Annotated in this window: 11 protein-coding genes and 1 pseudogene; 7 read left to right on the top strand and 5 right to left on the bottom strand. The window is 60.2% G+C overall.

Annotated features, from left to right (window positions below; genetic code table 11):
* Positions 1-57 precede the first annotated feature (57 nt).
* A complete protein-coding gene (locus ACR0IM_RS21340; RefSeq protein ID WP_480643410.1) occupies positions 58-960 on the top strand; it encodes a LysR family transcriptional regulator in 903 nt (300 codons plus the stop codon).
* Between the two features lies 1 nt (position 961).
* Here ACR0IM_RS21340 and ACR0IM_RS21335 read toward each other — a convergent pair.
* The 3 genes and pseudogenes from ACR0IM_RS21335 to ACR0IM_RS21325 all read right to left on the bottom strand — a co-directional run bounded on the left by ACR0IM_RS21335 (position 962) and on the right by ACR0IM_RS21325 (position 5,505).
* A pseudogene (locus tag ACR0IM_RS21335) lies at positions 962-2,203 on the bottom strand (NAD(P)/FAD-dependent oxidoreductase).
* Positions 2,204-2,281: 78 nt separating this feature from the next.
* Entirely contained in the window at positions 2,282-3,316 is a 1,035-nt protein-coding gene (locus tag ACR0IM_RS21330) for an ACP S-malonyltransferase (RefSeq protein ID WP_480595322.1), read from the bottom strand.
* Complete coding sequence (locus tag ACR0IM_RS21325; protein WP_480683173.1) at positions 3,313-5,505, bottom strand: dehydrogenase E1 component subunit alpha/beta; 2,193 nt, start codon at positions 5,503-5,505, stop codon at positions 3,313-3,315. Before ACR0IM_RS21325 ends, ACR0IM_RS21330 begins: the two co-directional genes overlap by 4 nt.
* Before the next feature lie 161 nt (positions 5,506-5,666).
* Between ACR0IM_RS21325 and ACR0IM_RS21320 the strand changes: the two genes are divergently transcribed.
* Entirely contained in the window at positions 5,667-6,566 is a 900-nt protein-coding gene (locus ACR0IM_RS21320; RefSeq protein WP_480595324.1) for a LysR substrate-binding domain-containing protein, read from the top strand.
* A 96-nt stretch (positions 6,567-6,662) separates the two neighbouring features.
* Here ACR0IM_RS21320 and ACR0IM_RS21315 read toward each other — a convergent pair whose 3' ends face one another.
* Positions 6,663-7,820 (bottom strand): acyl-CoA dehydrogenase family protein, encoded by a 1,158-nt coding sequence (locus ACR0IM_RS21315; RefSeq protein WP_480595325.1) that lies wholly within the window; start codon positions 7,818-7,820, stop codon positions 6,663-6,665.
* Between the two features lie 109 nt (positions 7,821-7,929).
* A complete protein-coding gene (locus tag ACR0IM_RS21310; RefSeq protein ID WP_480595326.1) occupies positions 7,930-8,493 on the bottom strand; it encodes a TetR/AcrR family transcriptional regulator in 564 nt (187 codons plus the stop codon).
* A gap of 258 nt (positions 8,494-8,751) precedes the next feature.
* On the opposite strand from ACR0IM_RS21310, the gene ACR0IM_RS21305 reads away from it, so the two are divergent.
* From ACR0IM_RS21305 to cueR, 5 genes are all read left to right on the top strand, one after another.
* Positions 8,752-9,216 carry a nuclear transport factor 2 family protein gene (locus tag ACR0IM_RS21305; protein ID WP_480595327.1) on the top strand — a complete coding sequence of 155 codons (465 nt, stop codon included), beginning with the start codon at positions 8,752-8,754 and terminating at the stop codon, positions 9,214-9,216.
* Positions 9,217-9,227: 11 nt separating this feature from the next.
* Positions 9,228-9,848, top strand: coding sequence for a pyridoxamine 5'-phosphate oxidase family protein (locus ACR0IM_RS21300; protein WP_480595328.1), 621 nt, complete (start codon positions 9,228-9,230; stop codon positions 9,846-9,848).
* A 44-nt stretch (positions 9,849-9,892) separates the two neighbouring features.
* Positions 9,893-10,054 carry a hypothetical protein gene (locus tag ACR0IM_RS21295; protein ID WP_480683172.1) on the top strand — a complete coding sequence of 54 codons (162 nt, stop codon included), beginning with the start codon at positions 9,893-9,895 and terminating at the stop codon, positions 10,052-10,054.
* Between the two features lie 102 nt (positions 10,055-10,156).
* A complete protein-coding gene (locus ACR0IM_RS21290) occupies positions 10,157-12,634 on the top strand; it encodes a heavy metal translocating P-type ATPase (RefSeq protein WP_480683171.1) in 2,478 nt (825 codons plus the stop codon).
* Entirely contained in the window at positions 12,631-13,020 is a 390-nt protein-coding gene (gene cueR, locus ACR0IM_RS21285) for a Cu(I)-responsive transcriptional regulator (protein WP_480683170.1), read from the top strand. The genes ACR0IM_RS21290 and cueR overlap by 4 nt, the downstream gene beginning before the upstream one ends.
* Positions 13,021-13,064: the final 44 nt, after the last annotated feature.

Here is a 13,064-nt window from a genome sequence, read left to right as displayed (position 1 = left end):
GACTGTCACCTAATGCGCGCTGGACTGCGAATCCATTCATGACTAGTCATAGATGGTATGAGCAAAACTGATTTCACCGATCTGGACGGCAAGGTCCTGCGGACTTTTCTGACCATCCTCGAGGAAAGCTCGGTCTCGAAGGCCGCTGACCGTCTGGGCGTGACGCAGTCTGCGATCAGCCATACGCTGGCCAAGCTGCGACAGGTGCTGGGTGATCCGCTGTTCGTGCGCTCGGGTCAGGGGCTGACGCCAACTGAACGCGCCCTGTCCTTGAAAGAGCCCGTTCAACAAGTGCTGGACGGTATGCGCGCACTGACCGATGACCGCCCGTTTGACCCTCTGGCCGAAGAGATCAGTATCCAGATTGCCACCAACGACATGCCGCGAGAGTTGATCTTTCCACCACTGCTACACGCGCTTAGGGCTGAAGGCGTCAGGCTGAGGCTGGGATTCATCCCCTCAGGCGTCCCTGACCCGGACTTGCTGCGCAGTGACCGGTGCCAGTTGATGCTGACCCCCCTGCCCCCCGATGGGCCGGACATTTTCCAAAAACGCGTGCTGATCAGCCCGTTGATGATCTTCTACGACGCAGCGCGGCGCAATACTCCGGACAGTTGGCACAGCTATTGCGAAACCGAACATGTCGAAGTGCGCTTTGCCGACGGGCGCAGTTCCCGCGCAGTGATGCGCGGCGTGGACCAGAGCCAGATCCGACCACCCACCGTTACCTTGCCGCATTTCAACGCAATACCTTCCTTCGTGAAGGGCAGCGATCTGATCTCGACCGACACATTGCTGATGAAACATGGGCCGTTGGCGGCGCTGGATTGCGCGCCCTTGCCGTTCGATTGCGACCCGGTCTCGATCTACATGGTCTGGCATCAGCGCTCGACCAACGATCCGGCCCATCGCTGGTTGCGGGACCGGATCGAGGCAGTTGCCGCGAAATTGCAGGGCTGAGTCACCGTGACCAGAACCGCGCCTTGACGAAATGGGTCAGTGCCGCTCCGGTTTCGAAATAGGTACGGCGCAGGCCTGTCCAGCTTTCGTGGTATTCCGCGACCGCAGGAACAGGCAGCAGCGACAGATCATCCTGCAGAAGACTTTTTGCCATAAGACGGCCAAACACGGTGCCCGGCCCAATCCCACGCCCGGAATACCCATGAACCGACAGGGCGTTGGGGCCGATCTGCGTGATCTTGGGAATATGGTCCGAGGTCATGGCAATCCGCCCGTGCCACCCCTCGATCAGCGGCTGGCCGGCCAGTTGCGGGAAAAGCTCGGACAGTTTGCGTCTGATCCAGGCGGTATGGGCAGCGCGGCCCGCCTGACCCAGATCGCCCATCGCGCCGATGATCAAGCGGCCCGCGGCGTCCATCCGGAACGAGGTCATGATCAGGCCGGTATCCCAACACCCCTCTCCGCCCGGCAGAATACTGGCGCGCAGATTGTCCGACAGTGGCGCGGTCGAGAACTGGAAGTAATAAACCGGCACATATTCCGGTGCCGATGCCTGCAGCCCCTGATGATAGGCGTTGGTGGCCTGGATCACCGATTTCGCACGTACGGTGGCCTTAGGGGTTTTCAGCGTCCAAACGCAATCGCTGTACTGCATGGACTGCACCGGGCTTTGGGTCGCGATCTGCGTCCCGGCCTCGGCAGCGGCGCGGGCAAGGCCCCGGACGTAGCTTAGCGGCTGGATCGTCCCCGCGCGGGGATCGAACAGGGCACCATGGAACGCCGTACTGCCGGTGCGTTGTTCCGTCTGGTCTGCAGACAGTAATTCAACCGGCGCACCCGCAGCGGACAGCTGCGCGTGCCGGGTCTTCAGGTCACGCTGCCCTTAGGCGGAATGCGCACAATGCAGGGTGCCATTCCGCACCGGTCCGCAGTTGATGTCGTGCCTTTCGATCAGATCAAACACTTCACCGGGCGCGGCGGCCAGAAGTTCAATCAGTTTTCCCCCCGCTTCGTCCTCAAGATGCTGACGAATGTCGTCGGGCGGCAGCCACAACCCCGCGTTCACAAGCCCAACGTTGCGGCCCGAGCCGCCATGACCGATCTCCTCCGCCTCCAGCAGGCACACTGATGCCCCGGCCTGAGCGGCCGTCAGCGCTGCGGAACAACCTGTATAGCCACCTCCAATCACCGCCAGATCAACGGTCAGGTCGTCGGTCAGGGGAAGGCTATCGAACTGCTCCATACAGGTGTTCAGCCAGAGGGGCTGGTTGTGGTCGCTCACGCGGGGCTCCTTGAATGCGCGCGGATCATCAGGGCTGGATCAGCCGGTTGCAAGCGTTCTCTGATCGTCGCGGCCCATCGCAATCAAGAAAGGCTGCGCGTCCTGTTGTTTCTGGAATGGTGCCTTGTCGGACATACTGCGCCAGTCGGCCAGAACCAGCGATTGCGCCACGGCCCCACCCAGAGTCGCACCGGGGCCTGTCACAATGAATAGGTCAGGTGCGAACTCGCGCGCGGCGGTCTGGATCGCGCGAGTAAAGTCATAGGTCTCGGTCACCTGATGGCCCAGCGTATAATCCCAAAGTGCATGCGTGTCCGTGGCACCCGGCCACCAGATTTTTCCGCGCCCGTCGATCAGAGGACGTTCTGGCTGGCCAAACATCTCAGCGCCCAACCGGGCTTTCCCTTCGGCCGCAACCGGAGCCTGCAATGCAGTGTGAAAGGCCGCGTGATTGGGAAGCCGCATCGGGAAACGGTCCTGTATCATTGGCTGCGCAGCCTCAAATGCCTTGAGCCCTGCCTCATTCCCCGCCAGAACCAGCATCCCGCCCAGATCAATGGACAGCGCCAAATCGCACCCATCGGACGCGTTGATCCGCGCCACGTCGGCCAGCAATTCAGCTTTACGGGTGGCATCGTCTTCCCAGTTTTCACCCACGAACGGAAAAACCAGCTGCCCACCGATCAGCTGGTCCTGCATCAGCGTGCCCATCGTGTTAACCACGCGGAACCCGTCCTGCGGTGACAGGGCACCACCTGCGGCCAAGGCGATGTACCAACCCATCGAATTGCCTGTGACCGCGACCACTTCGATGTCTTCGGCTACAGCCTGTGCATCGGCTAGCGATGCTGCATAGATCAGGGGCGAGGCCACATCTCCGCGGGAATACTTGCTGACAGTGTAACGACTGGCGCCATCCAGCGCGGTCACGGCCTCCTGCCCCGCTTCGGCGCGGATGGTATCGAAGCTCTGAAACAGACCCATCCGCTGCCTGTGATGACGGTGCAGATAACCCAGTTCGGGTTTGTTGTATGTCCCCCGCCCGGGGCAGATAACGACAGCGGTGCGGGTCATGCGCGGCCTCCGGTCAGAGCCAACGCGGCGGCAACAATGCCGTTTTTCGACGGCAACGGAGCGGCATAGGCCGGGCCAGTGGCAATAAAGCAATCCTCTGCCACAACGCGGGCGGTTGGCGTATCGGGGCTTTCCTCGGTAAAGAACGTCATCAGCGCCTCAGATTGGCTGCCGGTGCGGCGGCATTCATCAACGACCAGAACATGAGCGCAGGGTTTGGTGGCCTCGCGCAGGGCCTCAACCGGCAGAGGCGCGAGCCAGCGCATGTCAATGATCCGGGTCTTCACGCCAGCGGCCTCCAGTTCAGGCAAGGCCTGTTTCGACAAATAATGCCCATTGCCGTAGGTCACGATGCCCACATCGGCACCATCCCCGTGCACACCCACCTCACCTAGCGCAATGTGTTGATCGGGTGAGGGATAGGTGGTCATCCACCCGCCATCCTGGGCCTCATGCAGATCTCGCATCGGATAGAGCGCAATCGGCTCCAGAAACACCACCACCCGCTGCTCTTCCCGCGCCAACCGCACGCATTCACGCAGCATCTGCGCCGCGTCCGCGCCGGTAGAGGGGCAGGCAATGATCACACCCGGAATATCCCGCAGCACGGCCAGAGAGTTGTCGTTGTGGAAATGCCCGCCGAACCCTTTTTGATAGCCCAGCCCGGCAATCCGCAGCACCATAGGGTTGGTGAACTGACCGTTCGAGAAAAACGGCAGGGTCGCAGCCTCGCCCCGGATCTGATCCTCGGCATTGTGGAGATATGCGAGGAATTGAATCTCGGGGATCGGAATGAACCCGTTATGCCCCATGCCGATGGCAAGCCCCAGAATGGACTGTTCGTCCAGCAGCGTGTCGATCACCCGGTCCGGTCCAAACCTTTGCTGCAATTTCTGGGTCACGCCGTAGACGCCTCCCTTGCGGCCAACGTCTTCACCCATACAGACGATCTCACAATGCTGTAGCATTAGATCGGTCAGCGCCCAGTTGATCAGGCGACTCATGGGTTGAGGGTCTTCCATCGCGCGCATATCTCCGCCAAAGGCCTTGGCTCGGGCCTCGGCGCTGGGGCCATTGGTGCGCTTGCAGGGACGTTTCGGCGGGATCAGGCTGGCCAGCACCTCGGTTACATTGGCCAAATGCGGACGCGTTGCTGCCTCGGCCGCGACCCGGTCCGTGCGGGCGCAAGTGTCTTCATAGATTTTCAGCGCGTCGGCCGGGGACAGTGCACCAGCCTGGTCGAGTAAACGTACAGAGTGCAGCAAGGGGTCGTTAGCCTCGTCCGCCTCAACCTCGGACTTCGACAGGTAGGTGGTCGGCACATCCGCCCCCGCATGGCCATAAAGCCGCACGATTTTCAGGTGCAGGAAAGCAGGTTTACGGCGGGTACGCACATAGTCGGCGGCCTCTTGCGCCACGGCGTAAGTCTCATAGATGTCCAACCCGTTGGCCTGAAAATACCTGATACCCGGGCGATGCTCCATCGACGCCTGTATCCAGCCCTTGGGCGTTTTGACTGAGATCCCGATCCCGTTGTCCTCGCACACAAACAGCAGAGGAAGCGGCGTGGATTGCACGCTGGTCCACCCAGCGGTATTGATTGCCCCCTGCGCCGTCGAATGGTTGGCAGAAGCATCTCCAAAGGAACACATTGCAATTCCATCCTCGGGCAACTCCCGATGTTCAGGATCATGCCGTCGAGCGGCGCCCAGACTATAGGCCGCGCCAACGGCCTTGGGCAGATGGCTGGCAATGGTCGAGGTCTGCGGCGGGATCATCAGCGCCTTGGAGCCAAGAACCTTGTGCCGCCCGCCCGAGGTCGGGTCCTCTTTCGAGCACGCAAAACTCAGCAGCATGTCCCAGGCGATCTGCTGACCCGGCACTTGCTCGGCCCGGGCGATTTGAAACGCCGCATCACGATAGTGCAAAAACGCAATATCGGTCGGGCGCAGGGCATGGGCCACAGCCGCCATCCCCTCATGACCGGATGAGCCGATTGTATAGAACCCCTGCCCCGCCTTCTGCATTGCTCGGCTGGTGCGATCCAGCGCCCGGCTGAGAACCTGAGAGCGAAACAGCGATACCGCGTCAGTGTTTCTAAGGCCAGGACGAGGCGGCGCACCCTTGGGATAGTCACGTTTCGTGACCCGGGTCAGGAAGTTTTCGTGAACGATCTGAGCGCGATCCATGGCCTGTTCCCCGGTCTTCGAATTCTTCAGGTGGGCGGTTTCATCTTGGATAGCACGCGGGTTCTTAACCGGTCACCCAAAAGAAAAGCCTGTATGTGTATCGGGCTGGTGCGCGGCAAATGCCAGTGATATTCCATCCGAAAGGTATGAGGATATGTCATATGATCGCCCCGCGTCGCTTCCTGCCCTCGATCCCGTCTTTGCTTGCGCTTGAGGCTGTTGACCGCCTCGGCAGCGCCTCTGCCGCCGCCGAAGAGCTTTCCTTGACGCAAAGCGCGATCAGCAGGCAACTCAAGTCGATGGAAGAACAATTGGGTGTGGACTTGATCCAGCGCAGCCAAATGCGGTTGCACCTGACACCAGCGGCCAAAGAATACGTGCAAGTTGCGCGCGTTGCACTGACCCATCTGGCGCAGGCATCGCTGAAGCTGAAAGCCAACCCCACCGGAGGATCGCTGAACCTGTCGATCCTTCCCGCCTTCGGCATGCACTGGCTGGCCCCGCGCTTGCAAGATTTCGCTCGTCGCCACCCGGAGGTCACGGTGAACCTGAACACCCGCCTGCGCCCGTTTGACTTTGACGCCGAGCATTTCGACGCCGCGATCCACTTCGGCCAGCGCGACTGGGCCGGTGTGAATTACCTGCGTATCATGCGAGAAGATGTGCTGCCGGTGTGTTCACCCGACCTGCTGCCCGATGACGCCGATGACATCGGATGGCTGACGGCGGCCCCCTTGCTGCACCTTGAAACACGCCCGGACGCTTGGGAAAGGTGGTTCACCACACAAGGCCATGAGGCTACCGGAATACACGGTATGTTGTTCGATCAGTTCTCGACCATGGGGCAGGCAACAATACACGGGCTAGGCGTGGCATTGCTACCAAGCTACCTGATCGAAGCAGACCTAGAGGCGGGTCGACTCGTACCGGCCTGGCGCGGACCGGGGGTGAGCCTTGGGGATTTCTATCTTGTCTGGCCGCAATCGCGCGCGGAATCCGAACCGCTCAGGTCATTTCGCGTGTGGCTGCAAGGTCAAATTGATCAAGTACCACAGTTGTAAGATATGCACTGGAGTTCCCAGCGCGGCCTTCGGCCTTGCGTTCTCCTTCCGTTGGGCCAGAAACACTGGCGACGGACGGGAAAACCCCCGGAATTGTTAAGTATCCAGAGACCGGGCGATAAGTTCCTTCATGATCTCATTGGTACCACCATAGATCATCTGAACCCGCGCATCCGCGTAAAGGCGGGCGATCGGGTATTCCATCATGAACCCGTAACCGCCGAACAGTTGCAGGCATTCGTGCATGACCTCGTTCTGAACTTCCGATCCCCAATACTTCACCATCGAGGCCGTGGCAGCATCAAGCGTTCCCGCCTCGAGCCGCGCGATACAGTCATTGACGAAGCTGCGCAGGACCTCGGCCTTGGTCTTGCACTCGGCCAGTTTGAAGCGGGTGTTCTGAAAATCCATCACCCGTTGGCCGAACGCCTTACGCTCCTGCGTGTATTTCACCGTCTCCGCGATGGCGAAATCTATCGCGCCGAGCGCCCCGATACCGATGGTCAGACGTTCCCACGGCAATTGTTTCATCATCTGATAAAAGCCCTGCCCCTCTTCCGCGCCCAGAAGATTGGTCATCGGCACCTTGACGTCTTCAAAGAACAACTCGGCCGTGTCATTGGCCTTCATCCCCAGTTTCTTCAGGTTTCGACCCTTGCGGAAACCCTCTGCGCCTTCGGTCTCCACAGCTATCAAAGAGACACCCTTTGACCCCTGCGTCTTGTCGGTCTTGCAAGCCACAAGGATCAGGTCCGCCGACTGACCGTTTGTGATGAAAATCTTGGACCCGTTCAGCCGGTAGGAATTGCCATCCTTGTCTGCGGTCGTCCGAATGGATTGCACATCCGAGCCGGTTCCAGGCTCGGTCATGGCCAGCGCACCGACCATCTCACCCGAGGCCAGACGCGGCAGCCATTTCTGCTTTTGATCCTCGCTGCCATAGGCGTTGATGTAGTGAACGACGATGGTTTGGATCGCATAACCCCACCCTGAATCCCCGTGCGAGGCCTGGGCGTAGAGCGTCACCGCATCAAACCCGATACCACCCCCCACACCGCCATAGGCTTCCGGAATCGCACCGGCCATCAACCCCATTTCACCCGCCTTGCGCCACATGTCACGATCAACAACGCCGTTTTCGTTCCAGCGGTCGAGATTGGGTGTCAGTTCTTCCCCCATGAACCGGTCCGCCATTTCGGCAAACATCTGATGCTCTTCAGTCACCCAACCTGCGGTGGTGGTAAACAGTGGCATACGACATCCCTCCCTTGCTTTTGCCTGAACAGCCTAGCTTTAGAGGTTTCGCATTCCAATCCGCCCCGAGGCAACGCAACGCAACGTCGCTTTGATGATCAGGCCCGGTTCAGACCAGCGCGTTTTCCAACAGAACCTGTGCGGCCGCTTTGGCATCGTGTGCCGGATCACAGGATTTCAGAAACACCGCCGCGACAATCGCGCCCTCCTGCAACAGCACAATCTGACAGGCCAGATGTTCCGGGTCGCGCACACCGGCCTTGTGGGCCAGGTCCGTGAAATGATCCAGCAATATCTGCTTGTGTTCCGCCGACTGTTTGTGGATCGGATGATCCTCCTCCTGGTATTCTGCGCCGGCCTTGATGAACATGCAGCCGCGATATTCTTCCTCACTGAACCACTCGCCCAGCGCATCGAAACTGGCGATCAATTGCCCGGCCGGAGTGTCGGACAACTCGCTGATACGGTGCAGGAAATCCTCGCGAAAGCTCTCGTCCCGCAGCTGCAACGCAGCAAGAATCAGGTCCTCTTTGGTGCGAAAATGCTTGTACATCGAGGTCTTGGACACCCCCGTTTCAACCACCAGCTTGTCCATTCCGGTGGCATGAAACCCATCACGGTAAAAAACCTGCAGGGCTTTGCGGACCAGTTCGTCACGTTTGTTCGGGCGCATATACGAACTCCTGAGTGTACAGGTCAGTACATAATGACCGATTGCCTAAATCACAACCTCCGAGAGAGCCTACGCAAGGTTTCAAAATAATATTTGCAAAAGTTTACCGATCGGTACATATTGAGTGCAAGATGTACCGATCTGTTAACTTTGGAGTAATCAGATGAGACGCCATTCCAGCCTTTTCTCTTCTCAATATGTCCCGGTCATTTTGGCCCTGGCGATGATTGCAGCCGTTTTGACATGAAAGACTGAAAAATGAACCGCCCCCCTCTGCCCCCCTTCACGTTGGAAACCGCCACTCGGAAAGTCCGCATGGCGGAAAACGCCTGGAACAGCCGCAACACTGACGTGGTCACGCCAGCCTATACAGATGACAGCCAATGGCGGAACCGCACCGAATTCCTGACTGGTCACACTGACATCCACGCCTTTTTGTCCCGCAAGTGGAACAAAGAACTGGAGTACCGACTGATCAAGGAACTTTGGGCCTTTTCCGGCAACCGCATCGCCGTACGCTATGCATATGAATGGCGGGATGACAGTGGACAGTGGTTCCGTTCTTACGGCAACGAGAACTGGGAATTCGCCGAGGATGGCCGAATGGCCAAGCGTCATGCCTCGTTGAACGATCTTCCAATTTCGGAGGCCGACCGCCTGTTCCATTGGCCACTGGGTCCCCGTCCCGACGATCACCCCAGCCTGACCGAATTAGGCCTGTGAAAGGATAGAACATGCCACGCGCCTTTTCCGAACTGACCTTTACCCCGGCCGTCCGGGCGCATCAGGAGAGGATGGGCTCGGCCGGGACCTACGCCAAGTTCATCGAAGGCGGCCCTCAGCAAGGGCATCAGATCGGACCGACCGAAAAGGCATTCATCCAGGCGCGCGACGGTTTTTATCAATCCACCGTGTCCGAAACCGGCTGGCCTTATGTCCAGTACCGTGGCGGGCCTGTCGGATTCCTGAAGGTGCTGGGCCCGCAAACCATCGGCTATGCAGATTTTTCCGGCAACAAACAGTATATCTCGCGCGGGAATCTGGACGGGAACGACCGGATTGCGCTGATCCTTATGGACTATGCCAACCAACGGCGGCTCAAGATACTTGGCCGGGTAGAGTTCTCCGAGGGTGAGGCCGCAGCGGCAAGCCTGTACCCCGACGGTGCCGAAGCCCCCGCCGAGCGTGCCGCCCTCATCCGGGTGGAAGCGCTGGACTGGAATTGCCCGCGCCACATCACTCCGCGCTTTACCGAGGCCGAGCTGCGCCCGCATCTGAACGCGCTTGGGCAGCAACTGGCGCAGCTTCAATCCGAGAACGAAAAACTGAAACAGCAATTGGCCCAGCGGTCCTGACTCCCTGACTGGACTGGTCACAACAAATGTAAGGAGCCCTACACATGCTGCGATCTGCGTTGAACATTGCCAGCTTTTGCGCGATTGGCGCTCTGCTATTGGTCGCGGCCCTGACGTTGGCCTTCTTTGCCTCGCCGGAATCTGTGCGCAGTTCTCTGCCCATGATGTACGATTCCCTGCTGTTAGATCAGCTTTTCGACCGCTGACTCCCCCGCTAGTAAATTTCCTATAAATCTAACATGACCCCTTGACCTTCCCGTGACTGGAACCCCCATCTGGAGGGAGAAGTTCTCTACAGGATGAGTCGGATGGCCACGCCGCAGACAATTCAGCTGAAAATCTCGGGCATGGGATGCGCGTCTTGCGTGGGGCGGGTGGAAACCGCGCTGCGCGACGTGCCGGGGGTGTCAGAGGCCTCGGTCAATATCGCGACCGAAACCGCGCAGGTGACATATGACGGTCAGATCGGGGCGCTGACCGAAGCGCTGAGCCTCGCCGGTTACCCGGCAGCGACACGGGAAACAACGCTGAAGATCGGCGGCATGAACTGTGCTTCTTGCGTGTCCAAAGTCGAACGCACTTTGAAAGCTGATCCAGCCGTAATCGAGGCGCAGGTCAATCTGGCCACAGAAAGCGCGACGATCACCTATATTGACGGAGCAACCGACCCGCAGGCACTGGCGAAACGGTCTGAAGACGCCGGGTATCCGGCCCGTGTGGCGGATAGCGCTGGCACATCGACCGACCATGCAAAAACCGAAGAAGCCCACACGTTGGTCAAAGTGACGGCACTTGCCGCCGTTCTGGCCTTGCCCGTGTTCGTGCTCGAGATGGGGGGTCACATGATCCCGGCCTTCCACCATTGGGTACACGCCACCATCGGGCTGCAGAACAGCCATTTCATTCAGTTTGCTCTGACCACACTGCTGTTACTGGGACCGGGACGTGTGTTCTATGACAAGGGTATCCCCTCACTGCTGCGTGGATCACCGGACATGAACGCGTTGGTGGCTTTGGGCACGGGCGCGGCTTACCTGTTCTCGGTCACCGCGACCTTTGCGCCGCAGCTTCTGCCGCAAGGCAGCGCCAATGTGTATTTCGAGGCAGCCTCGGTCATTGTGGTCCTGATACTGCTGGGCCGGGTGATGGAAGCGCGCGCCAAGGGCCGCACCGGCGCCGCGATCCGTAAACTGGTGGGGCTGCAGCCCAAGACTGCGCGGGTTGAAATGGATGGAGCCATCATCGATCGCCCAATTGCCGACATCACGGTAGGAGATATCCTGCAAATCCGCCCGGGTGAGCGGGTACCGGTGGATGGAGACGTGCTCGACGGGACTTCTTATGTCGATGAAAGCATGATCACGGGCGAACCCGTGCCCATTGGCAAGGCGCCCGCCGATCAGGTCGTGGGTGGTACGGTCAACGGCACCGGTGCGTTGCGGATCCGTGCCACGCGGGTTGGGGCCGACACCGTACTGGCGCAGGTCATACGCATGGTAGAACAGGCGCAGGGGGCCAAACTGCCGATTCAGGGGCTGGTCGACCGGATCACCGCCTGGTTTGTGCCGGTGGTTATTGCCGTGGCCTTGCTGACCATCGCGGTCTGGCTGATCTTTGGCCCTGCACCCGCCCTGCCGATGGCGCTGGTCACCGGAGTTTCGGTCCTGATCATCGCCTGCCCCTGCGCCATGGGGTTGGCGACGCCGACCTCGATCATGGTGGGCACCGGGCGCGCGGCTGAGCTGGGCGTGTTATTCCGCAAGGGCGACGCATTGCAGCAATTGCAACAGGCCAAGGTGATCGCACTGGACAAGACCGGAACGCTGACGCTGGGGCGGCCCGAACTGGAAGGCATCACCATCACAAACGGCTTTGACCGCGACACTGTTCTGCGACTGGCCGCTGCGGTCGAGGCGCAATCCGAGCACCCGATTGCCACCGCCATAAGCCGCGCAGGACCGACAGATTTGCCATCGCCTTTAGAGTTCCAATCTCTGACCGGGCTGGGCGTTCAGGCAACGATCGAAGGCCGCGAAATCCTGATCGGATCGCCCCGCCTGATGGCGCAGCACGGGGTCGACCTGTCCGACCTGACCGCCGAGGCCGACCAGCGCGCCAGCGAAGGTGCCACGCCGCTGTTTGTCGCGATAGACGGTCAGGCTGCGGCGCTGCTGACGGTTTCGGACCCGATCAAACCCGGCACGCGACAAGCGCTGCAGCGCCTCCACGAGATGGGCCTGACGCTGGCGATGGTGACCGGCGACAACGCCCGCACGGCGCAGGCCCTGGCCGACAGGCTGGGCATCGACCACGTCACGGCCGAGGTCCTGCCAGATGGCAAGCTGGCCGCAATCACCGCGTTGCGCGATCAATTCGGCACGCTGGCCTTTGTCGGCGACGGGATCAACGACGCCCCCGCACTGGCGGCGGCGGATATCGGTGTGGCCATTGGCACTGGCACCGACGTGGCCATTGAAACGGCGGATGTGGTGCTGATGTCCGGCGATTTGCGCGGTGTGGCCAATGCGGTTGAGATCAGCCGCCGCACCATGCGCAACATCCGTCAGAACCTCGGCTGGGCCTTCGGCTATAACATTCTGCTTATCCCGGTTGCTGCGGGCGTTCTGTATCCGTTCAGCGGGCATCTTCTTTCCCCTGCCCTTGCTGCCGGGGCGATGGCTTTATCCAGCGTCTTTGTGGTTTCCAACGCTCTGCGCCTGCGTCGCGTGCGGGCCAGCCTGCCTGAGGTACTGCAAGGCCCTGAAACGCATGAGGTCACGCCATGAATATCGGAGATGTAGCAACCCAAACTGGGCTGCCTGCCAAGACGATCCGGTACTACGAGGATATCGGTCTGATCAAACCCCTGCGAGACAACAACGGCTATCGACGGTTCCGCGCACAGGACGTGCACAAGCTGAACTTTCTGGGCCGTGCCCGCGCCTTGGGTTTCACGATCGAGGATTGCCGCACCCTGTTGGCCCTGTACGAAGATGAAACCCGCGCCAGCGCCGATGTCAAAAAGGTGGCCCGGGCACATCTGACGCAGATCGAGGCCAAGATCAGCGACCTTAACGCCATGCGCGACACGCTGGGCCATCTGATCGACGCCTGCGCCGGGGATGATCGGCCCGATTGCCCGATCCTTCGGGATTTGGGCGGCAAGCCCTGACGCGGGGTTGCTCTTTGGGCGCAGCTTTGCTTTGTCTCTGCCCA

Source organism: Ruegeria sp. BF6, from assembly GCF_056538665.1.
Note: the sequence above shows the minus strand (reverse complement) of the source record. Positions and strands in the feature narration are given on the sequence as shown.